The organism is Sphingobacterium sp. UBA6645 (genome assembly GCF_002455685.1).
Taxonomy (GTDB): domain Bacteria; phylum Bacteroidota; class Bacteroidia; order Sphingobacteriales; family Sphingobacteriaceae; genus Sphingobacterium; species Sphingobacterium hotanense.
Genome location: NZ_DKLH01000034.1, coordinates 35,669 through 58,331, shown reverse-complemented (window position 1 = coordinate 58,331; position 22,663 = coordinate 35,669). Strand labels below are relative to the sequence as shown.

At 41.5% G+C, this 22,663-nt stretch carries 17 protein-coding genes; 5 read left to right on the top strand and 12 right to left on the bottom strand.

Annotation, left to right across the window (positions count from 1 at the left end):
* Positions 1–48: 48 nt before the first annotated feature.
* Positions 49–1,155: a carboxypeptidase-like regulatory domain-containing protein gene (locus B2400_RS05780; RefSeq protein WP_149526547.1), complete on the top strand. Its 1,107-nt coding sequence runs from the start codon at positions 49–51 to the stop codon at positions 1,153–1,155.
* On the opposite strand, the gene B2400_RS05775 is transcribed toward B2400_RS05780, so the two are convergent.
* Positions 1,156–2,133, bottom strand: a complete 978-nt coding sequence (locus tag B2400_RS05775) for an AraC family transcriptional regulator (protein ID WP_149526546.1) — start codon at positions 2,131–2,133, stop codon at positions 1,156–1,158. It lies immediately after the preceding gene.
* Between the two features lie 105 nt (positions 2,134–2,238).
* Here B2400_RS05775 and B2400_RS05770 point away from each other — a divergent pair, with 105 nt between their 5' ends.
* From B2400_RS05770 to B2400_RS05755, 4 genes are all read left to right on the top strand, one after another.
* On the top strand, positions 2,239–4,659 hold the full coding sequence (locus B2400_RS05770; RefSeq protein WP_293931742.1) for a TonB-dependent siderophore receptor: 2,421 nt from the start codon (positions 2,239–2,241) through the stop codon (positions 4,657–4,659).
* 64 nt (positions 4,660–4,723) lie between these two features.
* Positions 4,724–5,953 (top strand): PepSY-associated TM helix domain-containing protein, encoded by a 1,230-nt coding sequence (locus B2400_RS05765; RefSeq protein WP_149526544.1) that lies wholly within the window; start codon positions 4,724–4,726, stop codon positions 5,951–5,953.
* 40 nt (positions 5,954–5,993) lie between these two features.
* Positions 5,994–8,414 (top strand): TonB-dependent receptor domain-containing protein, encoded by a 2,421-nt coding sequence (locus B2400_RS05760; RefSeq protein WP_149526543.1) that lies wholly within the window; start codon positions 5,994–5,996, stop codon positions 8,412–8,414.
* 181 nt (positions 8,415–8,595) lie between these two features.
* Positions 8,596–8,997, top strand: a complete 402-nt coding sequence (locus B2400_RS05755) for an NUDIX hydrolase (protein WP_293931739.1) — start codon at positions 8,596–8,598, stop codon at positions 8,995–8,997.
* Between the two features lie 406 nt (positions 8,998–9,403).
* Here the strand turns inward: B2400_RS05755 and B2400_RS05750 are convergent, their stop codons facing one another.
* The 11 genes from B2400_RS05750 to B2400_RS05700 are packed head-to-tail and all read right to left on the bottom strand — an operon-like array spanning position 9,404 to position 22,661.
* On the bottom strand, positions 9,404–10,690 hold the full coding sequence (locus tag B2400_RS05750) for a phenylacetate--CoA ligase family protein (protein WP_293931737.1): 1,287 nt from the start codon (positions 10,688–10,690) through the stop codon (positions 9,404–9,406).
* Entirely contained in the window at positions 10,687–12,306 is a 1,620-nt protein-coding gene (locus B2400_RS05745; RefSeq protein WP_293931735.1) for a C45 family autoproteolytic acyltransferase/hydolase, read from the bottom strand. Before B2400_RS05745 ends, B2400_RS05750 begins: the two co-directional genes overlap by 4 nt.
* Positions 12,299–13,822 carry a phytoene desaturase family protein gene (locus B2400_RS05740; RefSeq protein ID WP_149526539.1) on the bottom strand — a complete coding sequence of 508 codons (1,524 nt, stop codon included), beginning with the start codon at positions 13,820–13,822 and terminating at the stop codon, positions 12,299–12,301. Before B2400_RS05740 ends, B2400_RS05745 begins: the two co-directional genes overlap by 8 nt.
* Positions 13,809–17,462: a 1-acyl-sn-glycerol-3-phosphate acyltransferase gene (locus B2400_RS05735; RefSeq protein WP_293931732.1), complete on the bottom strand. Its 3,654-nt coding sequence runs from the start codon at positions 17,460–17,462 to the stop codon at positions 13,809–13,811. The genes B2400_RS05740 and B2400_RS05735 overlap by 14 nt, the downstream gene beginning before the upstream one ends.
* Positions 17,452–17,823 (bottom strand): DUF2062 domain-containing protein, encoded by a 372-nt coding sequence (locus B2400_RS05730; RefSeq protein ID WP_246172245.1) that lies wholly within the window; start codon positions 17,821–17,823, stop codon positions 17,452–17,454. The genes B2400_RS05735 and B2400_RS05730 overlap by 11 nt, the downstream gene beginning before the upstream one ends.
* Positions 17,824–17,867: 44 nt before the next feature.
* The gene (locus tag B2400_RS05725) at positions 17,868–18,632 is read right to left on the bottom strand and encodes a glycosyltransferase family 2 protein (protein WP_293931729.1); all 765 of its coding nucleotides are present in this window, start codon (positions 18,630–18,632) and stop codon (positions 17,868–17,870) included.
* Positions 18,632–18,994, bottom strand: coding sequence for a 3-hydroxyacyl-ACP dehydratase (locus B2400_RS05720; protein WP_149526537.1), 363 nt, complete (start codon positions 18,992–18,994; stop codon positions 18,632–18,634). Before B2400_RS05720 ends, B2400_RS05725 begins: the two co-directional genes overlap by 1 nt.
* A 32-nt stretch (positions 18,995–19,026) precedes the next feature.
* Positions 19,027–19,659 (bottom strand): LolA family protein, encoded by a 633-nt coding sequence (locus tag B2400_RS05715; protein ID WP_293931726.1) that lies wholly within the window; start codon positions 19,657–19,659, stop codon positions 19,027–19,029.
* Positions 19,652–20,425, bottom strand: coding sequence for a polysaccharide deacetylase family protein (locus B2400_RS05710; protein ID WP_293931724.1), 774 nt, complete (start codon positions 20,423–20,425; stop codon positions 19,652–19,654). The genes B2400_RS05715 and B2400_RS05710 overlap by 8 nt, the downstream gene beginning before the upstream one ends.
* A complete protein-coding gene (locus B2400_RS05705) occupies positions 20,419–21,465 on the bottom strand; it encodes a beta-ketoacyl synthase chain length factor (RefSeq protein ID WP_286650668.1) in 1,047 nt (348 codons plus the stop codon). Before B2400_RS05705 ends, B2400_RS05710 begins: the two co-directional genes overlap by 7 nt.
* A 2-nt stretch (positions 21,466–21,467) precedes the next feature.
* Positions 21,468–22,661: a beta-ketoacyl-[acyl-carrier-protein] synthase family protein gene (locus B2400_RS05700; RefSeq protein ID WP_293931721.1), complete on the bottom strand. Its 1,194-nt coding sequence runs from the start codon at positions 22,659–22,661 to the stop codon at positions 21,468–21,470.
* Positions 22,662–22,663 lie beyond the last annotated feature (2 nt).

Genomic DNA, 22,663 nt, shown 5'->3' with positions numbered 1-22,663 from the left:
GGGCAATTTGAGTAATTGTATAATTTAGCGCTATCAAATCCACTAAATATGAGAATTGCCGTATTGCTTTTTATCTTATTGTCTTGCCTAAATACGCTTCAAGCGCAGATTCAAGTAGTCGATAGCCTCAGTAATACACGAATTGCTGGTGCCAATGTTTACACCGATTCCGGACTCTTGATAGGTTCATCTGATTTGAATGGTGAGATACATTTGGATTCCTTGCAAGCAGCTAATGCATCGACCATCACGTTGAATCATATCTCTTACCAAAATTTAGATCTTCCTTATGCTGATTTTCTGAAAGCCAAGGTTATCCGTATGCAAGCTCGAAGTGTCGCTTTGGAAGAGGTGACCGTGATGGATAGCGAGAAATATGATTATGTGGTTTTGAAGGGGTATTTCAGGAATTATGAAACCTTCAACAATCGCTCTCGCTATCTCTATGATGGGATCGTGTCTTATTATATTCCAATCAATAAGAATAAAGGTAAGTCGAAGATGGAACTCCATCAATATCGCCTTTTTAGCAATGCGGAAGCAAATCAAGAACTCAAAGACACGCAGGGCTCGCTGATGTATTTCAAACCGTCAATCAATAATATACAATCCAAAAGCTTATTGGAAGCCATAGAAGGGGTTAAGGGAGCAAAGTTGAAAAATAGCGGAAATCGTACGGTTATCGAAAATGAGGGTTTGGCGATGGGTTATTCGCAAGTCGGAGCTGATGGTAACACCCAGGTCTTTTACAACGTTTTCCCGCCAGGAAAGAAGGTGCATGTCAGTTTTTTCAGGATTAAATTCGAAGTGTACAAAAGTACCCGTTCAGAGTCCTATCAGGGGAATAACTATACGAATCCTTCCATTATGGATTTAATTAGTCGAGTGTCGACGGTTTCTGCTTCTATCAAACGGCAGAAGGAGCATGGCTACATGCCACGAGATTACTCGACTGAGTTTTATGTTATGGAGCGCAGTTTTTTGACAAAGGCGGAATACAAAGCCTTAAAGCCAAATGATAAACGCTGGCAATTTTTGGAGGAAAAAAGTAAGTATACGGAAGAATTCTGGAAGGATTTAGACCGCTTTGGAATCCCACCGGTAATCAAGAGCGTGGCAAATAAAATTGGCAATGAGCTGAAATTAGCTAACTAATTACCTGTTGATGGCTTGCCTTGTTTCGCTTGGCAGCCGCTCATAATGTTGCAGATATACCTGCGAGAAATGATGCGCATATTTGAACCCACTGATAAAGGCAATCTCCTTAATCTCCATATTGCTATGCATCAGTAGGTGGTGTGCATGCTTTACACGTTGTTTTCTTACATAATTGATGACCGTATCTTGAAAAAGATCCTTGAAAGCATTCTTCAATTTGAATTCATTGATACCAAATTGCCGCGCGATAGTTTTCAGGTGTAGTTCTTGTTGGAAATGGCAGTCTAAATAATTTTTTATTTCTAGCAATATCGTTCGATCTTCCGCTCGCCATTTCGTCTCAGAGGCTGTATTAGCATTATCCTTAAATGCCGAATAGATGAGCTCCAATGCTTTTATACGGATGAACTCTTTCGCAAAGCCTTCCTGATATTGATGATTTAACAGTTCTCGGATCAGCGCATGCTGTTGCGGCGTAATTTTCATAGCCGAGCGGAAGAAACTATAATGTTTGATTAAGAGATGCTCGCGAATTTCTTTATCGCTTAATCCCTGCGAGGTCAGGAACTGCAATAAATGTTCAAGCGAGATATGTAAATCCAATACCTTTCTAGATTTTGAATATTCGAGCTTTCCTTTCGCATTGGGAATATAGATGAATTGATAGTGCCCTTCAGGTATATCGATTTTCTTCAAGTCATCACTTCTAAACTTTGAATCACCCTCTATTTCGAACTGCAATTTAATAAGCTGTTCGCGATGGGCAATACTTAGTTGGAAGGGTTGAATGAGCTGCCATTCCTGATAAGAGATGACGACATCCTCTACACAAAGGCATTGAAAGTTTCCTCTTACAAATTCATTAATTAATACACGATGCTGAAAGCCGTCTTTACAACATTCCGCTGGATTGGGTTCAAAAATCTTTGATAATAAGTCTTTTCCGTAAAATTCCTCAATGGAGATTGTTTTCAAAATATCCTTTTTTTGATATTATTAATCCTCTATTTGATATTCCATAGCGGTCAAAACTAATACATTTGCAGCATTATTTATAATTATTCTAAATAAAAATAGTGTATGCAATACAATTCTACTTTAAAACATTCAAGCACAATTACGATGCTTTTCTTCCTGCTCTTGGTTCCGTTTTTTGGGATGTCGCAGCAGAGAGGGCAACTAGCAGGGGAGGTCTTTACGATGGACGGGAAGCCACTTGCTTATGCATCTGTTAAACTTAAGAATACCAGCTACGGCACTTCTGTAACAACGAGCGGTAGCTACACATTATCGGCCCCAGCCGGCAATTACACGCTCGTGATAAGCTATGCGAACTATTCCGTTCGAGAGATTCCGGTACGAGTCATTGCTAACGAGACGACACAGGTAGATAAGATAACCGTACAATCGCAAGCAAACCAATTAAGGGAGGTTATAGTTTCCGATATACAGCGTAATAAGTTTTCGAGGAAAGAGACCTCTGATATTGCGAGAATGCCATTGGCAAACTTGCAGAATGCACAGGTCTATTCAGTTGTGACCAAAGAATTAGTGCAGGAAATGGGCGCTACAGATTTTAATTCAGCCATGTCTCAAGTGGCCGGCGCAGTAGCGAGCAACGGTGTTAATGATAGTGGTAATGAGGTATTCTTACGCGGATTTAATGCGGGAGTTACCATGCGCAATGGTCTTCCAAGTAGCCCAAGAACTGCCAATGAAATCTACAATCTTGAACGCATTGAAGTATTGAAAGGTCCCTCTGCGACCTTATTTGGTGCGCAGGTTACTTCCTATGGAGGGGTGGTTAATTCAGTAACGAAGAAGCCATTCGAATCTTTTCGTGGTGAGGTAGCTTATACCACCGGAAGCTGGGGGATGAATCGAATTACAGCGGATGTCAATACGCCGTTGAATAGCGACCGAACCGCTTTAGCGCGCTTTAATGTTATGGGCATGACGCAGAATGGTTTCCAAGATGCTGGAAAGCAACAGGCATTCGCCTTTGCAACAAGCTTGCTCTTCAAGCCAAACGACAGAACGACCGTCAGCTTTGATGCTGATATCTATGTTCCGGAGAAAACATTGTTAGCTTATATGCGCAACACGCAGAAACTGACCTACGGAACGATGGATAAAGTGCCATTACCCTATGATAGAGCGCTATTAAGCGATGATATCATGACATCTCGGGCGAATATGAACGTGAGTACCGAATTAGCGTATAAAATATCGGATCACTGGACATCGAGAACATCCTATCAATTTAACCAAAGTGGTGATAAGGAGTCTATTTTCTTTGTCCCAACTTATCTAAATGATAACCAAATCGAACGTCGCTATCGTATATTCGACCGTTATAATCTAACTTACAATTCACTTCAGCAGAATTTTGTTGGCGATTTCTTCATATCCAATGTAAAGAATACGTTGGTAGCGGGTGTAGACTATTCGTTCCACAAGAACACCGATCTATCGATGTCACCGGCATTTCTCACCTTCGATACTGTCGGTATTACCGATCAGGCATGGAAGCCGATTACTAGAGCCGATATCTTGAAGTCTAGAGATGCTAAAAGCCCGGGAGATTCTTATAATCGTTCCGGCAATAAAATACTAAGCGGTTATTTATCCAATGTGACGAATGTTGCTGATCGCTTGTTTGTCATGCTTAGTTTAAGTGTGAATCATTATATGGCGGATGACTCCTATAGCTTTACACCAAATAAAGATCCTAAGAATAATACAGTGCGAACGTTGGAGGGCTATGAACAGACCTCGCTTTCTCCAAAATTTGGATTAGTTTATCAGCCGATTAAAGGACAGTTATCCCTGTTTGCCAACTATATGAATAGTTTCCGGAACATGGCAGCATCACAAGGTTTACCTAGTGACAAAGACCTCAACTTGGAGGCTGTTATGATGAACTGGAAACCAGAGCAAGCTAATCAATATGAGTTTGGCGCGAAGGGAGAACTCTTAGATGGTCGTATCAATACTACCTTAAGTTATTATAATATCGATGTGACCAACAGCTTACGCGAAGTTTCCCAAGACGTTTATGTGCAGGATGGGAAGTTGAGAAGTCGCGGTATTGAGTTCGATTTCATCGCAAACCCAATCAGCGGATGGAATATTATTGCAGGCTATGGATACAATGACATTAAATATGTGAAAAGTATTGAAGCCAATATGAACAAAAGAAAAAACTGGGCACCGAAACACGTTGCGAATGTATGGACTTCCTATAAGTTTTTACAAGGGAGTCTGACTGGCTTTGGTCTCGGTGCTGGTATCAACTATGTCGATAAGGTTTATTTAGACGTACAAGAAGTATTCGCAGTTCCCGCTTATACAACTGTAAATGCCACTGCATTTTATGATAAACCAAAGTATAGAATTGGTGTGAAATTGAACAATCTAGGCGATATTCAATACTGGGATTTCTACGGAAAACCACAGAAGCCTTTCGAAATATTAGCAAACCTGTCATTTAAGTTCTAAGTACATATATCCATCAATTTGCCGGATGCTGCAAAGCATCCGGCATCCCTAAACTCCTAAGGAAATGACTAACTTCAAATTAAGATCAACAGGAAAGGCAGCGTCAGCGGATGCTCCGGCAAAGAAAAAAGGGAAGACCTGGTTCTCCCGTTTGAATGCCTGGCTTCATTTATGGCCCAGTCTTATTTCGGGCGTCATACTGGTATTTGTTTGTTTAACAGGTACGCTCATTGTCTATTGCGACGAAATCTTAGAATACAGTGCCGGTGATGCACGCTACGTTTCGATAGGCAAGGAAAAGGCGAGCGCCGATGAAATAATCGCAGCGGTGACACAATTCGATCCCAATTATCAGTTGTCGCAAATGGTCTTCTTTCAAGAAGCAGCCCGGAGCATGCGCATCCGCGCATTCCATAAAGACACGAAGAAACTTACTTTTTTATATGTTAACCCCTACACCGCTGAGGTGTTGAAAGCCGATCCGAATGCTCACTTCTTCTATGTAACTGCACATTTGCATTCCGCTTTACTTGCAGGAGAGGTTGGGCATTGGATCGTTACGATTTCTACCATCATTTTCGCGCTGGGATGCATTACCGGCCTGATATTATGGTGGCCGAAGCGATGGACTAAAAAAACAGTCAATGACTCCTTCACCATCAAATGGAAAGCGAAGTTCAAACGCTTGAATTATGACTTGCATAATGTCTACGGTTTCTATTCTCTCTTATTGTGCTTTATTCTGAGCGTGACTGGTATTTTTATCTTTTTTCATTCGCTTGGTGAGGTGCTGAGCAAAGCATTCGGCGGTTCTTCCGAGCATGTGGAAGCGATTTTGCCGGAGGCGGATGGAGAAAGAAAATCACGGGACCTCGCCGAATTTGCTTATCGGGCGCTAAAGGCTCACCCCGAGAAGAAAAACGCAGGTATTTGGGTCTATAACTTAGATAAGGTAGGCGCCTATGTGATCAATCTGGGAGTGGCTGGCCTAAAGAGCACCGAAAATTTAGACCTAGCGATTTACAATCGGTATAGCGGTGAAGAGATTTTTATTGATAGGCCATACATTATTCATGAGAAAGTGGAAAATACCATATGGCAATTGCACATGGGACAATGGTGGGGACAATTTGGTAAATTATCGACCTTCTTAGCCGGAATTATTGCGACTTCCTTACCTATTACAGGATTCTTGATCTGGTGGGGCAGGAGAAAGAAAAAGAAAAAATCAACAGCTGCTCGTTTCCAAAAAAGCGATCGGAGCAGAAAGCAAGTTGAATCAGCCGTATCCTAGCCTAGAACTATTTAAATTTCCGTAACGACACACGATAGATATGCAGTTTCATTTCACATTATTAGCCGTACTATTTTTTATATCGACTCTCTGTTTAGGGCAATCTCTTTCAGGTATCAAGGGGATTGTGCTAAATGAGTTTCATGAAGCGCTGGATCAAGTCAGTATTCGTATTGAGCACGCCGATTCAAATACATTTTCTTTATCGAGTGATGCCAAGGGTCAGTTTTTTCAGAAATTGCCAGCAGGTAGATACCAGATAAAGTTTTCCTATCTAGGCCATGCCGAGGCAACGAACGATAATATCCTCGTTACAGACCGGATAATAGACCTAGGCGAAATTATCTTGAAGGCACAGTCCAACACGATTGATGCGGTAGCCATAACTGGAAGGAAGCGTCTGATTGAACAGAAGTCAGACCGCATGATCATCAACGTAGAGAATAGTCTGCTTTCCGATGGCTTAACCGCGCTAGAAATCTTGCAAAGGGCTCCAGGCGTGAAAGTAGATGATGATGGTAATATCAGTATGCGTGGAAAAGCAGATGTAGGCGTCATGATCAATGGCAAATTGTCTTACCTCTCTCAAAAGGAACTGGCCACTTTGCTGCAAGGAACCTCTTCTTCTTCCTTAAAATCCGTTGAACTGATCAGCAATCCCTCGGCGAAGTATGACGCCGCAGGCATGGGAGGAATGATCAACATCGTATTGAAAGATGGCAGAAAGCCTGGATTCAATCTTGCAGTAAACGGCTTTGGCGGGGGCGGCAGGAAAGAGCGTTATGGAGCAGGCCTAAATTTCAATAAGCAAGAAAAGGCATTTAATATATATGGAAGCTATGACTACACTTACCGGGGCGAAGAAGAATATAGAAACTTTGATCGCTACTATGCCGATTTGGGAATAGCCGGTGGATCGGCGGTTTCCAAACAATACTCGAAGACAAATGAACCACTAAATACGAATAATGCTAAGGTTGGGTTTGATTACCATCCTTTTATAAACACACAGTTAGGCCTGTTATGGTCAGGGAACTTTGGAACATACAAAAATAGGAACGCAGGCTATAAAAACGTCTTCAACACTTCTGCGTCTCCTATTTCCAAAGCCCTGACCTATAACGATAATGTGAGTCGGTGGAATACGAATAATATCAACTTAAGTTTCCAGCAAAAAATAGGAGCCAAGGATCATACTTTGTCTGCAGATTTTGACTATATGTATGCTGATTACGATGCCGATCAAGCATTGAATACCTATTATCAGGAAACGGATTATGAGCAAGCTTTTGTTTCTATGCGTAAAAACGAAACACCTTCGGTGAGTAAACTTAGGGTTGGAAAGGTCGACTACCTGCATCATTTATCAAATAAGCAACGTTTCGAAATCGGATGGAAGAGCAGTTGGATGAATTCGGACAATAATGCAATCAACGATACTTTAAGTGTAGCTGACTGGGTTCGTGACTTAGGTACAAGCAACCATTTTCTTTTTGACGAGCAGATCCATGCGGGATATATGAATTATCATCTGGAGTCGGGTCCTTGGACCTTGATGGCGGGCTTACGTGCTGAGCATACTAACGCCGTTGGCAATCAATTAACAACGAACAGCATCAATAAACGAAAATATACAAATCTATTTCCTAGTGGCTCTTTAGGATACAGATTGAACGATAACCACCAGTTGCAATTTTCCTATAGTCGTCGGATCAATAGACCGGAGTACGAGGACTTGAACCCTTTTCGTTATTTTGTGGATGCTTCCATCTTCTGGGAAGGAAACCCGCTATTGCAACCCGAATTAGCCCATAGCTTCGAACTGAACTATTCGTTGATGAAAGATCTTCATCTTTCGCTGTTCTATACTGACGTTAAAGATGTGATGACTAGCGTCCTCACGCAGTTGCCTGAGCAGCAGGTAACCATTCGAAGTTTGCAAAATATCGAGGGATATCGCAATAAGGGCATCAATGTGAACTACGCATTCTCGCCTGTTAAATCATTCAGCAGCATTAACAATATTACGGCACATGAGAATTACTTCTTCGGATCATTCCGCGAGGAAAAGATTGATAATAGGCAATGGTCGGTAGACTTTTTAACTACAAATACCTTGAACCTGCCTAAGCAGTGGTCGTTTGAATTGATTGCCGCTTATCAGTCGCCACAATCGGATGGTGTTTTCAAACAGAAATCCACCGGACATGTTTCTGCCGGTGTCATGAAGCGATTTTTTGATAATAAGTTGAACCTGAAGTTTGCTGCCAATGATATTTTCAAAACACGTCGATATCAAACGGAATCTTTCTCAGGCAATGTCCGTATGAACCAATATATCAATCTAGATAGCCGGACTTTCCTGCTCTCCCTATCCTATAAAATCGGAACGAATGGGAAAGCTTTCGATCGGCTAAATAAGAAGAACGAAGAGCAGAGCCGCGTTCGCGGCGGAAGCTAAAAGATACAAAAAGACCTTGTAATTATGTTTCATTCATAGGTGTCAGAGGTGGCAGGCTCCATATGCGGAGTCTGCCTCTCTATTTTACGATCTGCCTTTGGTTTCGAATATTCATGATCTGCAATAAAACTTTTTTGCTGCTTTTAACGTTTTAATAGGGTTCCACTTATTTTTAACTGCCATGGAGATCGATAAAGTTGCCCTTATTTATATTAAAGACCGCAAGGTATTGAGTTCGATCAATAAGAATCGAGAGCTATGGTATTTGCCGGGTGGTAAGCGCGATGGTAACGAAACGGATCAGGAAACGCTGATCCGAGAGGTGAAGGAGGAATTGGATGTGGATATTATTCCTGATAGCATTGCATACTTCGGAACCTTTCGAGCACAAGCCGACCCTTTTAAGTTTCCGCAAGGAGTGGAGGTGAAGATGTCTTGTTATACGGCTGAATTCCGCGGGACCCCCGTGGCGTCTAGCGAGATTGAAAAGATTGCATATTTCGAATATGCAGACCATGTAAAGTCTAGCCCCGTAGACGTATTGATTTTCCAAGATCTATTGGAAAAGGGATTAATTGATTAGCATATTGTTTTAGTGATGTTTGGTTAGGGAATGGTATAAGCCTTGGATGGGCTAGTTCCCTTTCAAAGCCCTTTCAAACCCAATGTATAACCCAATCAGAACCGCTTGGAAAGGGATGAGAATTGGGAGTGGATAGGGAGTTGGAAAGGAGGGGGGCGAATGAGGGTGAAAGCTTTTTAGGATTCATTTGAAACAATATTTGAAGTGAAAGTTCTTGATGGCCTTTGAAAATAGACACTTTCAAAATAAAAAATCCTGAAGCGGGGAGCTTCAGGATTTTTACCAAACCAATTATTAACCTAAATTATGAAATTTTTACTCTTATTACTTTTGCTTTATATACATAACGCAATTCAAGTGCCTTTCGTTTCATGAACATCCTTTATTAACAATTTTTAACGATAATCTATCGATTATCAATAAAGGCGATAGGTTTTCGGCTAAGTGGATTGTAAATTATCTTCTGTAATGTCGCTTCATCTTCAAAACTGATGTGAGGAGTGACACGTAGTCTGGCTCTAAAATAGTCCTTCAATTTGCTAGCAAATTCTTCGGAGCTATCCGTTGCGAATATGCGAATCAGGATTTCATCTGTTCCGATTTCATTCGATGATATTTCGATCAGGTGCAATTTCACTTCGCTGAAATGTGCTACAGCATCATGCATAGCAGGCGGATAGAGGGTAGTTCCCTTATATTTTATCATTTGTTGTTTTCTGCCTTCTACGGGGCCTAATCTATCCGTTGTTCGCCCGCAGGAACAGGGAGCGCTATATTTTCTTACAAGGTCGCCAGTTTTAAAGCGCAACAAAGGCATAGCTTCGATGCCCAGCGTAGTCACAACAAGCTCGCCTAATTCGCCCTCTTGTACAGGCAAATCGTCTTCGTCCAGTATTTCGGTAATGATAAGCTCCGGGTGCTGATGCCCTCCTTGAAAGGCATCACATTCCGTAAATGCGGCACTCATTTCTGTAGAAGCATAGGTCGAATAGAGCTCGATAGGCCATTTTTCCTGTATTTTACTCGCCAAAAGCGTAGGTTGTAGGTCGGCAGTGCGTAGCGACTCGCCAATACAGATTACACCTTTGACGGAAGATGCTCTATAATCAATATCATTCTCTTCCGCATATTCTATCATCTTGAGGATGAAAGAAGGTACAGCGATAAGATATTTTGGTTCGTAGCGCAGGATAGAGTCCCATTGCAGTGGAGGCACGCCTGCCCCAACTCGGATGATACCTGCTCCGAGTTTTCGCAGACCAAGGAAATAAGCCATGCCGGCCATAAAACGGCGGTCTATAGTCGTCATTAGTTGTACCAGATCCCCTTCTTTTACGCCAGCACATTCGAAAGAAAGCATCTCATTGTAGGCAAGGCGATCCAGATCCTGGTCAGTTAGTCCAAAAGTTACGGGGTCACCCAGCGTACCGGAAGTGGTCGAATAGTCTCTGAGCGCCTTCTTAGGGACACAGAGCAAGTCATCATTGAATAATTGTAAGTCGGTTTTCGTCGTTACGGAAACTTTAGACAGGTCTTCGATAGACTGAATGGTGTCAAGTTGTATGTTTTCCGCTTTAAATTTTCGCTGATAGAAAGGGGAGTTCGCCATCAAATAAGCGATTTGTTTTCTTAACAGTTCGTTTTGGAAAGCTATTATTTCTGACTTTTCTTGGGTCTCTATTTTTGGAATCATAGTTTCTTTCTTGCTTTTAGAAGTTGTTTCTGCAGGTACTCTTTCGCTTTTTCAGAACTCACTTCTTTGCTAAGTGCAATTTCGTAATAATGGCTGGCCTTTTCCCAGTTTTGATGTTTAAAATAGTAGTCTCCCAAAACTTGATGTGTGAACCAAAGGTTGGGATTAGATTTTTCTAATAGCAGTAGATCGCTATCTGAGATTTCCTGTTTTGCTTTCGTAGCCCGTTCGATTATAGGGAGTAAGCCTTTGAATTGCTGAAAATCAACAAAGGCTTTCGTTTTTAGAAACGGATCTGCCGTTATCTCTAGTTCTTTGATCGCCTCAATTGGCTTTTCATTTTGGAATACTTTGCGAAGATCATAGGCTTCAAATGTTCCAAGTTGATAAGGGTTATTCGAGACCCACATTAACAGCTCGTCAGGTTTGAAAATTACCGCATGGTGGGCTAGAAGTTGGTTCAGTGCTTTCTCATTTCCATAACCTATATCTTCATTATTCAAGCCTGTTGCATCGCGCAATACCTTGGCAATATCTCCAGGCTGATAGGTTCCTTTCTTGGGGAAAGATTGCTCCAGTTTATCGAGGCGATATTGGCTGTGGGAACTGGATATATGTGCTTTGTTTCTTTTATCTTTTGTGTAGCTGGGCGATTGAAAATGATTGGTACAGAAAAGAATATCATTGTTTACTTCGAATACATCGAATTGCTTGGGACTTATTTCAATGTTGACCGCTCGGTTATCTTCCGCAGAACCAATCAATAAAGATTCAGATATAAAAACTTCAAAGCCTTTTGCGATTTGTATGGCTTCGTCGATGTTCTGTGCATGCTGCAAAATATCGCGTGCAACGATTGAGATCGGCGTTTTTCCGCGAAGCGGAATACTCGATTTGCCGGCATTAAGCGTGATAGTCAGTCCCTTTTCATTCATTCCCGATACGACACCTATCATTCCTGGCCATGAGACAGCTGCATATTTGTAACCCTCGTCGGGGGCAATAAACTCAATAATTTTGTTTTCAGCGAATGCGTCGTTGACATAGAAGTCGAAATTTCTACCGATCAGTAGTTTGCCGTCTTCGGTTTTGCTACCCCATAGCGCCACGCTGGAACAACCAACGAGCATGAGGTCCTGCATGGCATGACCGATATCGTGTGCACCGTGTAGGAGTAGGCTTCTTTCGTATTTGCTGCCTACATAATCGTATTTATTTCCAGCGTGTCTGGATAGTCCATATATCTCTTTTCGATAGTTGAGGGGTATATCCTGCAGGATATCACGGTGATACCATTTTAAAAACTTCATCAACAAGCGCTGTCGTCTTGGCTTCGGCACAAATTCTGCAACTTTCTGAAAAAAAACATCCTCCTGATGCTGTAAGAAAGGTTTGGTAATCAAGCCTTTTTTGTAGCCTAGTTCAAAATCATTCCCTTTTAGGCGCAATTGTAGGTTTCCATAAGGAGATTGACTTAATTGGTCTTCGCTTTCTAGCCTAACATTAATACTGTCAAATTCTTGCTGAAATCTTGCGCTTTCTTTTTTAAGATTCTTGATCGACCCGCAAGAAGAGAGGAGAAATAAGATTAGGAAAAGACAGAAGGCTCTACACATTTCGTACAGATTTTAGAAAACGATCGAAGAACTCTTCTCTTCCAAGTATTTCACCTGCAGCCATAAAGCCGCTGATTGTTACTCCGAGGATACCATGCAAACGAACATCCTGTCCGGTTAGATATAGGTTTTTCACCTTGGTTTTTGGAGATATCATGCTCGCCAAAGGGTTCGATGCATGCTTCTCTATTCCATACATTGCACCCCGTCGTGTGCCGATATAGTCGCGGTAGGTGAGTGGAGTAGAAGTATATATGGATTTAATATTTTTCTGAATTTCAAAGAAGTATAACGACAATATGTCGATCATTTCTTTAGAAATTCTATTCTTGAATTCGTCGTAGCTGTTACCACGATGTAAGGGCTCCGCGACCGTGTTGCGCGTATCTTCCCACTGCTCCACCTGTTTGAAATCCATATAGGTCAACACGGAAATACTGCTGGCGTATTTTGGATTCGCATGTTGCGGGGTACAGGATATCATGACGGATTTGGGCCTGTCGCCATTCCAATTGTCTTCATAACTCAAGGCGTCGGCTGGCTCATCGAAATGATAAATATTATGATTAAAATACGGAACCGTATTTTCTTTAAGTACTATATGGGTTGAAAATGCAGATGGGCCTTCTTTTAAGCTTTCTAGGCGCTTAATATAAGGCTTCTGGTAATTGTAGTCATCAAATAGCTTAAAGAGCTTTAAAACGCTTAAATTCGAGACAAAGGTTTCCGCTTCATAAATGAAGTCCTTGGTCTCACAGCTTTTGATCTTATCCCCGTCAAAGTTCAAAGCCTCGACCTCCTGATAGGTATAAAGTTTTGCACCATGCAAGCGCAATTGCTTCGTGAATGCTTTACTGATCTGGCTCCCGCCACGTATGCATCGCCATGCGCTCTGAATGTAGGATTTTACGATTAATGCATGCATGTAAAACGGCGAATCGGCGTGCAGACCATAAAGGAAGCCGTTTCCCAAGAGGACGGCTTGCAGTTTCTCGTTCTGGGTCAGCGATGAAATGATATCGAGACAGCTGTCTCGCATAACATCCTCATCATAACCAAAGCCTTCTTTAAGCTCGTATAAGGGAAATTGCGCGCAGTAGCGCTTGACCGTTTCTATATAATTCCGAATAGCTTTTTCTTCCTCAGGGAAGTGATTGCTAAGTTGTAGGATGAAATTTTCGTAGCCTTGTGCCTGTGGATATGCTGTGGGATCGTCTTTGAAACGGATTACATCAAACTGATTGAGATCCATTCGTTCAAATTGAATCTGATCTAAAACACCTAGGTATTTCCAATACTGGCCTAGATTCTCATCTTCAGCGAGCGATCCAATGTAGTGGACACCGGAGTCGAAGATTTCTCGGTCGCGAACAAAGGTTTGCAGATTGCCGCCGTATTGGTTGTTTTTTTCGAGGATGCAGACCTTCTTTCCTGCTTTCGCAAGCAACAGTCCTGTCACTAGACCGCCAAGTCCACTTCCCATAACAACAACATCAAAACGTCTAGTTTCCTTCATTTCTAAGATATACGCGGTAATTTGCTTCTTGATGACGCAGCGAGAAATTTACAAAATCTTCGCTAATATCAGCGCAAAGAACAATGATCTTCTGTATATGTGTAGGGATTTCTATATCAAATTGGGAAATAGCAGAGAGCAAAAGCACCTCCTGATTGTTCCATAGTGCTTCCAGCTGATCTACATATTGGATGTGGAATTTATTGACGATAAAACCTGCCTTCGCAATATCGCGATGCTCCGGGTTGCTGTTAAAGGTGATAAGCTTTCGTGCGGCAAACTGATGCACAAGCAGGAAGTCTACTTGACCGTAGTCGCTTGTGATATGTGCTATCCTTGCCTTCTCCTCTATTTCTAAAAACAATTTATGGTATAGCTTCTTATGTTTTTTGAAATCAAGTTTTACGTGACTTAGTATATCTCCTTCTTTGTACAGGTAATTTAAGTGTAGTTTAGCTTTGAAATAGTTTTCATCTTCCTGGCGGAGCCTGATCTGTTTATAAGTTTCTTTGAAATAACGAGCAATGTTCTTGGCGCGTTGGGCATAGCCGACACCGAATTGAGGATTATCTGGGTCGATTGGCTCGCCTACGTGTATATCGCCTAGGCCGTCGTATATGATGAAATCGCCTTTGGGTAGCGCTTCAGCATTACCATGAAGGAAAACTGGGGTAATTGGCATCTGTAATTCTTCGGATAGAAAGAATGCGCCTTTATGGAATCGATGGACCTCCGAGGTATTGGATCGTGTGCCTTCCGGAAATACGACAACAGAGAACGTACTTCCTATGCGTTCTTTTAGCATGTCCGTTTGTCCTTCGATGCCTGCTGAGGTAGGTAGAAAACCTAAAAAGCGTACAGCGCGGCCAAATACGGGAGAGTTGTAAACCCAGTCGTTGACTAGATAAACTATATTGGAATGCAGCATACCCATACTCAGGCTATCTAAGAATGAACTATGGTTTGCGATCAATATGCTTGGGCGTCTGTTCTCAATACGGTCGATATGGTACATTCTTTTCTTCACTTGATGTTTTAAGTGAAGTACTGAGGACATGTATAGGGACATCCATTTTGAGAATAGAACTTGCTTTTTCAACTTGGACATCGGTAGTATCCAGAACAAAGATCGGATGAGGACAGAAACGAATACACTTGCAATAGCAAAGTAGGAGAAAAGGAAGATGCTCTGTAACAGCAGCCCCAAGTTAATAGGAGATAGACCTTTCTTGATCCGATTAAAAAACAGGAATTTAAATAATAAAGGGTAAAGGACAAATGTAACTAATACAGCAACGCTGACCCCAATAAGCGCAATGGATGAAATGGATTTCAACGCTGGGTGCTTAGCAAAGATGAGTGCTCCAATGGCCAATATAGTCGTCAACACGGCAAGAATAATGGAGGTTCTATAGATAGGCATTTCATCTTTACCGTTCGTGTATTGTTTCTGCAGCGCACTGGTCATAAATATCGTGAAGTCGATACCATGTCCAAATACAAGCGTGCATACGATCGTGCTGAAGATGTTAAATGGGACGTTCAGAAGTCCCATGATACCCGCTGTAATAAAGCCCGTCAATGCAATTGGAATGGATGCAACGATAACTAGCTCAATTCGCTTATAAAAAAAGAATAGAATGAAGATTACCGCGAGGAAGGAATAGCTCACCAAGCTATTGAAATCGTTGATAAGGTAGCCCAAATATTGCTCATTTAAAGCTTGTCTATCGATTATTATATTGTTTTTTCCTTTATTGCTTTCTTCAAAGGATTTAACAAATTGATCTCGATCTTCCGGCGCTAGGGAAATCAGTGTAGAAATAATGTACTGACTATTATCGCCATGAACGAATTCGCGGTAGAACTGAGGATCAAAATCTTCGATATCCTGTAGGCTGATCGTTGTGTACTCGCGATCTAATGCTTCATAAAAAGGTTGGTGCGTTTGGTCTACGAAGCCTTTAGCAATGCTTGTTTGTTCAATTTCACTAATCGTAGTTTGTTTTCTGCTGCTTGTCCAAAACGCATTCCACCGCGCTATGGCTTCCTGCTGGGCGTCTATGCTGGGCACGAGGCTGTTGATAGATTGGATGCTGCTGATGCTCCTGTTGTCCTGTAGTTGGCTTAACTGCGCTTGACTATTGGCTAATACATCAGCTTCTTGATCTCCATAACTGACAATAAACAGGTTTTTCAAGATTTCCTGCCCTTGATTAAGCGCTTTTTCGGCTTCTTGTTGATCTTTCGGGATATAGTTTATCTTAGAGAGGTCGCCGTCAAAACTCACTTTGTGATAAGTGAAAATGCTTATGATGATGAGCAAAAGCGAAAAACCAATCAGTAGCTTATTCTTTTCAAATGGATATTGCGCGACCCGGTCAATGATGTGGGCATGTTTTATTTCCTTTCCCTGATAGACATGAGGTAGGATAATGAGCGTAAATACTGCAGTGGCTACAACAGCGATACTGGCAAATATTCCTAAGTCCATTAATGCTTCCGATCGAACAAATAGCAGACACAGGAAGGCTATAGCGGTTGTTGAGCTGCTCATCAATAAAGGGCGAGAGACGTCTCGGAATAGCTCTTTCTTATTAGCGCTGCTTTTGGAATGCGTAAGGAAATGTAAGGCATAATCGATCGTAATACCGATAAGAATGGCTGAGATGGACAGTGATATCGCAGAGATTTCCGATCGTATAAAGTAGAGGCAGATAATGCCTAATAAGCCACCAAACACGGAGGGAATCATTACAATCAAAGGGACTAACCAGTTTCTATAGTAGAAGATCAGCATCAGCATGAGCAGGCTGACCGAGATAGCTACAGTCGTTAGGATATCGTGTTTTATCTGCTTCGCATTGGCAACCGCGATAAAAGCTGAGCCGAAATAAGAGGTCTCTACATTTTTAAATTCTTGATTTAAGGCCTTTTGAATTCCTCTAAGACTGTCTACAAACACTTCATTATTCTTTGTTTCAGCACCTCCAAATTTCGGGTTGATGAACAGAAAGAGTTTGGACCTGTCTTTGGAGAACAGGAAGCCGTCTTCAAAAACATAATCTGTTCCTCCCTGAAATTGCTGTAGTTTTTTTAAGGCGAGAAAAGATATCTGTAGCGGGTCTTTAACGATGATTTCTTTCATAAAAGATGCCCCACTGCCCATTAGGGTAGCATAGTTTTGATCGACTTGTTTTCTGATACTGTCTTTATGTAGTTTTTGCGCAATAGTAGCATAGTCTTTATCGTCAAGATACACGGGTAAATGCGTGTAAACCAATTCGAAGGAGCGATTGAATAAATCCTCATCTAAGGTGCCTTGAATGTTGTGGTAAAAATGCTCGTATTGGGCTACCGTATCTAGAAAGGCTTGTGCTGCATCCTTTAGGTCATCATCGGTGGCTTCTTCATTTTTACTGAAGATTACGGAGATCTTATCCGTGAAAGACATCTGCTGTATGATGTTGGTGGCGGTCGCCGCTGAATCATCGATAGGAATTACTTTATTGATATCCTCATTGAATCGGATGTTTTTAATGACCATTACGGAAGCAATCAGGAAAAGCATTGCGCTAAGCAATGCGATCTTTGGGTGCTTTTGGATGAGTTTATAAATGGAATAAAAACTATTCGACATGTTTCTTTGCTTTTCGGCTAGCAGATTTAAGGATCAAGTAAAATATCAAACCTATGCTGATGGAAGCAAAAATAGCTAAAAGAAAACTCCCGAGCACATATTGCAACAGATGAATTTTGATAGCCTCCATATTGAGATGGTCGAAATCAAGATGGATAGGTTGGTCTGCTGGAATGATGAAACTGCCAATGTGCAGGGCTAGAAATACGATAATGGGGATAAATGGCGGAATACTAATGTTTGATCCCAGAAATGCTAATGCTTTATTCCAGCGTAATGCTACGGCGATACTGATACATAGGAATGTTTGAAAACCCCAGGCTGGGATTATTCCAATAAACACCCCCATAGCGAGCGACATCGCTTTGACTTCATCGGTATCCTGAGTTTGTAGGATATCCTCTTTTAGGAATTTGCTAAAGCTTTTTTTTTTAGCTTTCGAAAGAAATTACGTGGTTTGATGTAAAGTAGGGTAATCAATACGAGTACCGTATTGAGGATGGATATCCTCGTGAAGTCCTTAAATGGCCTAAAGTGCGATACGCGCTCCGCTGGGTCGTAAAGTACTTTTACCGGAATATTTTTTACCAATACGTCGTTCCATGCTGTTCGAACAATGATTTCTATCTCGAACTCGAATTTATTGGTGTAAAGTTTTTTCGGGAGATGCTTGAGTGGATACATGCGATATCCGGATTGGGTATCTTCCAATCGAATTCCTGTTTCAAACCAAAACCAGAAGTTCGAGAATCTATTGCCGAAACTGCTTTTTCCGGGGATACCGGCCTGTTCCATGTCGCGGTTTCCGATCAATAAGACCGGTTCGCTGTGTTTGGAGAGCTCTTCAAGAAAAACAGGGATATCATCCGGATAATGCTGTCCATCAGAATCTATAGTTATTGCGTAATCAAATCCATCTTCAAGGGCTTGCCTAAAGCCTGCTTGCAGGGCTTTGCCCTTGCCTTGATTCTTCGGCTGATTGATGATTACAATATCATTATATTGAGTAAGGATACTCGACGTAGCATCTGTACTGCCGTCATTAACAACATATACATGGTCTATATGCTGCAATACACCATCAACGACTCTTTTCAACGTTTTAGCGTTGTTGTAGGTCGGAATAATGACACAAACACGATGATTAACTCCCAAGCTTTCCAACATCATTAAGCGGTTAATTGAGCTGATATTTTGATCGCTAGAGTATCGCCGTAATAGGCTGTGCCGCTGATCTTATAAGAGGTCGAGTCAGATTTAATAGCTAAATTAATCTGCAGCTCAGGATCCGTAAAAGGATTGATTAATGCTGTGAACTTTATATTCTTGCAAGAGCTCATCTTTAGCGCTTTATTAGTAGCTGATTCAGTCAGCTCCTTGCATATTTGTAGCATGCAGACCCCTGGTGTAACCGGGTTATTAGGAAAGTGCCCCTGAAATATAGGGTGCTCTGCATTTAGTTTTATGTGAGCATCGACTTGCGTCTCGCTAAGATTACTTTGCAGTACGGTATAAAAATCAGGGATCAGCATAGAGGTCAAACGTTTCTAGTCGGTAAACAAAATTACAATTTAAACTCGCTATCGCTAATACTGCTGTTAAATTTCTTGTTTTTCAACTTGAATAGCGTATAATCATTCGATTTCTCCACAATCTTGATTTCAGATACAGTATGTTCATTATTGCTAAAGGTCAGTTCCACCTGCTTAATAAATCTTGCTATGTCTTTATTCTTTGGGGTTAAGATCGCTAGTTTATCTGATCCATTCTTCAAAAAGCTGATGTTGAAGTTCGTTTCATCGAAGACATTGCCCGTATTGGTCTCCGTCATTAAGCTTTGCAACTGACGAAATCTACGATTCTTATTTAAGTCTATGGTTGATTTCTTGCCCTTCTCGTCTTTCATGTAGAGCTTGTCCTGATCAAAAAGCATCGCATTCTGCTGTGGGGCATCATAACGCCAAAGTAGCTTTTTACCCTTCAGTCTGAAAATTCCTGTAGAGTTTACAGGCTTTTTAAGCACGGATACATATTTACTTGCTTCGAAATTAGCTGTGATACTGCTAATCTTTTGCGCTTGCTTCTCTACATTGCTCTTAAAGGTTGCAGCCTCTGCCGTGCTCATCTTTGTTTGAGCAAAGCTCGTAACTGTAATCAACAAGAATGATATTATAAATAGTCCTTTCAACTTACCCATTTCTTTCTATTTTTAGTAATCTATCCACTGGTATAGATTGTAGATTCATATCCTTCATTTTAATCAACAACTGTTCCAGCACATTGATAGTGCGCTCCGAGGTATCATGGAGTAATACAATATCACCGGGCTTTATTCTCGGTACGATGCGGTTCAATATCCTTTTCTCATCTTTAATCACCGTGTCTAGCGAGCGAATACTCCAGCCTATGATTTCCTTATTGGTGGCCTTGCATGCTTTAATCACATTCGGATTAGTCACTCCAAAAGGAGGGCGATACATGGGCGTAACAGATTTCGTAATCTTCGTAATAGCATCATCGGCAAGCTTTATCTCCGTCGCCATCTCAGCGGCATTAGAAAAAGCAATATCTTTTCGATGTGTGAAGCTATGATTACCTATGCTATGTCCGCTATCTATTATTCTCTTCGCAATCTCAGGATATTTCAACACTTGCTGACCGATACAAAAAAAAGTTGCTTTCATTTCGTATCGATCCAGTAAATTGAGCACTTGTTCGGTGTAGGGGCAGGGGCCATCGTCGAAGGTCAGTGAAACCAAGTTTGTCCTCTGTTCGCTAGCTTTGAAGTGAATTTTGCCAAAATAGCCTAAACGGATATCAAAGACTCCCCACACGGTTAAGCCTAACCCAATGAATGCGACAATGACGAAGAAGAATATACTCCAATAATCATACAAGTAGCCAATTGCTGCAACAACGCAAGCAATTACAATGACTATTCGAATGTACTGGTGTTTTAACATGATTGAATAAGCACTAAGCTATTGTCAACTCCTCGCGATTGATTTATTAATAAGATAGTTTTAAGCTGCTTAGGTTTAATATCGTTGTAGATGATGTTTGATGGTAGCTGTTGAATTTTCAGGACTTCAGCAGCTAGTTTTAAGCCAAAAGCCGATGCCGTAAAGAAAGAACCAGATAAATGCTGATAGTAGGCATGCGAGCTTGCAGGAAATAGCGATGCATATGTTTCAAAGAACCCTTGATCTTGACTGTCTGCATTATAGCCTAAGAAAACAAGATCAATATCCTCAATTTGAAGGCTATTCTTTCCTAGAAAGCCTTCAACTTCAGAAAGAACCGTTTCCTGAGGTCGATTGAAATAATGCACATCAACCAATTGAGCGTATGACTCCTGTTGTCTTTCATTCGAAAGAACGAAAAAGTTAGCACCTTCTGCTAAACAGGCGCCCGAACTGCTTGGTTTTTTGAAATCTATCGATGCCCCTTCTGTTTTATAAAGCCCAGAAAGCTGAAATAAGCGATCAAATTGAGTTGAAGTCTCATCAATGCCACCTACGAGTACTGAATTGGCTCCGAAACTAGCTATTTGTAGCATTGCATCAAATAAGGCCGCTTCGAAGGAGTTTGCTCCATTTACATAGGTGAAGTTATAGGCTTTGCAGCATAATTGCAGAGCAATCTGTGCTGCGACGGTATTATGTGTCGATTGAATAAAGGAAGTTGGCGTGAGGTATTCTTCATCATTCTCAATCATGGCGTCTAAGAATTTCTCAGAGTCTTGAAGACAACCTAGACCAGTCCCGGTGATAATGGCATCCGGATAGTTCACATGCGCCTCTTGCATTGCTTGGTGCGCAGCATAAATTCCCATCTTTACAGATGCCGACATTCGCCTTAATGCTCCCGCAGGAATAAGTTCTTTATAGGAGGGATGCGCCACTTTGTTACTGATATTAATCATGCAGGGCTCATCACTCCACACATTAAAACCTAATGATTGGATTCCTATTGATCCTAAACCGTTAATATAACATTTCATCCTTAACCTTTTGAAAAAATGAGAGATGAACAATTGCCCCCAAAGCCGAATGAGTTAGAAAGTACATGGTTGATGTTCTTTTCGCGGAGTTCCGTAGTTGGCACAAGCTCAAATTCTTCCATCTTGGTTTTAAAGTTCAGCGTAGGGAATACCATTCCTGCTCGTAAAGCTAAGATGCTGTATACTGCTTCAATTGCTGCTGCAGCCGCTAAAGTATGGCCAGTAAAAGACTTGGTAGAGCTAAATTCCGGAACTTTATCGAATATTCTAAGCAATGCTCTTCCTTCTGAGAGGTCATTATTAGCGGTAGCTGTGCCATGTACATTGATATAATCAATATCCTTTGCTAATAAGTTTGCTTTTTTCAGCGCTTTCTCCATAGCTAAGTAAGCACCTTCGCCGGTTTCGGAGGAAGCTGTTTGATGGTAAGCATCATTTGCATTGCCATAACCGCTGAGGTAGGCTAATACCTGCTTATTTTCTTTTTGTACTTGTTCTTCAGATTCGATTACCAAATATGCCGCTGCCTCTCCGAGATTCAAACCTTTGCGGTCTTGGTCGAAGGGTGTGTTATCCGTGTCAGAGAGGATCATTAAGCTATTAAAACCGTTGATAGTAAACTTACTTAGTGCATCCGTTCCGCCGACGATAACTCGGTCTAAACGACCGGTTTCAATGAGTGCAGATCCCAAAATGATGGCATTAGCCGCGGATGAACAAGCAGTAGATATACCTGTTACCATTCCCCGGATTCCCAAGTAATCCGCAATTTTATTATTACTATCACCAACATTATGGCTATTGATGAATTTCTGCAATGCAGCTTGATCCTGAAAGTCTTTGAAGTGTTTTTCGGTCGTATCCATGCCGCCTACGCTAGTTGCAGATATTAATACTGTTCTAACCGAATTAATGTCAGAGATTCCTGCATCTACAATCGCTTGTTTTGCGGCATAGGCGCCTAAAAGGCTCGTCCTGGTAAAGCTATGACCTAACGGAAGGTTTAAGCGATCTTGAAATTCCTCATTACTCACTTTTATTTCGCCAACCTTAATGTGACCTGCATGTTTAGATTGGAAGTTCTCTAGATAGGAGATGCCGGTTCGTCTGTTTACTAAAGATTGGAAGTTCTCATCGACAGAAAGACCTATCGACGAAACAATACCCATTCCGGTTATAGCGACTCCGATCGGCATTT

Bases quoted from the DNA above. Each gene is read 5' to 3' on its own strand.
- B2400_RS05770 (WP_293931742.1), top strand. From the start codon at position 2,239: ATGCAATACAATTCTACTTTAAAACATTCAAGCACAATTACGATGCTT.
- B2400_RS05760 (WP_149526543.1), top strand. From the start codon at position 5,994: ATGCAGTTTCATTTCACATTATTAGCCGTACTATTTTTTATATCGACT.
- B2400_RS05710 (WP_293931724.1), bottom strand. From the start codon at position 20,425: ATGTTAAAACACCAGTACATTCGAATAGTCATTGTAATTGCTTGCGTT.
- B2400_RS05765 (WP_149526544.1), top strand. From the start codon at position 4,724: ATGACTAACTTCAAATTAAGATCAACAGGAAAGGCAGCGTCAGCGGAT.
- B2400_RS05740 (WP_149526539.1), bottom strand. From the start codon at position 13,822: ATGAAGGAAACTAGACGTTTTGATGTTGTTGTTATGGGAAGTGGACTT.
- B2400_RS05735 (WP_293931732.1), bottom strand. From the start codon at position 17,462: ATGTCGAATAGTTTTTATTCCATTTATAAACTCATCCAAAAGCACCCA.
- B2400_RS05715 (WP_293931726.1), bottom strand. From the start codon at position 19,659: ATGGGTAAGTTGAAAGGACTATTTATAATATCATTCTTGTTGATTACA.
- B2400_RS05750 (WP_293931737.1), bottom strand. From the start codon at position 10,690: ATGATTCCAAAAATAGAGACCCAAGAAAAGTCAGAAATAATAGCTTTC.
- B2400_RS05725 (WP_293931729.1), bottom strand. From the start codon at position 18,632: ATGATGTTGGAAAGCTTGGGAGTTAATCATCGTGTTTGTGTCATTATT.
- B2400_RS05755 (WP_293931739.1), top strand. From the start codon at position 8,596: ATGGAGATCGATAAAGTTGCCCTTATTTATATTAAAGACCGCAAGGTA.
- B2400_RS05700 (WP_293931721.1), bottom strand. From the start codon at position 22,661: ATGCCGATCGGAGTCGCTATAACCGGAATGGGTATTGTTTCGTCGATA.
- B2400_RS05745 (WP_293931735.1), bottom strand. From the start codon at position 12,306: ATGTGTAGAGCCTTCTGTCTTTTCCTAATCTTATTTCTCCTCTCTTCT.
- B2400_RS05720 (WP_149526537.1), bottom strand. From the start codon at position 18,994: ATGCTGATCCCTGATTTTTATACCGTACTGCAAAGTAATCTTAGCGAG.
- B2400_RS05705 (WP_286650668.1), bottom strand. From the start codon at position 21,465: ATGAAATGTTATATTAACGGTTTAGGATCAATAGGAATCCAATCATTA.
- B2400_RS05780 (WP_149526547.1), top strand. From the start codon at position 49: ATGAGAATTGCCGTATTGCTTTTTATCTTATTGTCTTGCCTAAATACG.
- B2400_RS05730 (WP_246172245.1), bottom strand. From the start codon at position 17,823: ATGTCGCTCGCTATGGGGGTGTTTATTGGAATAATCCCAGCCTGGGGT.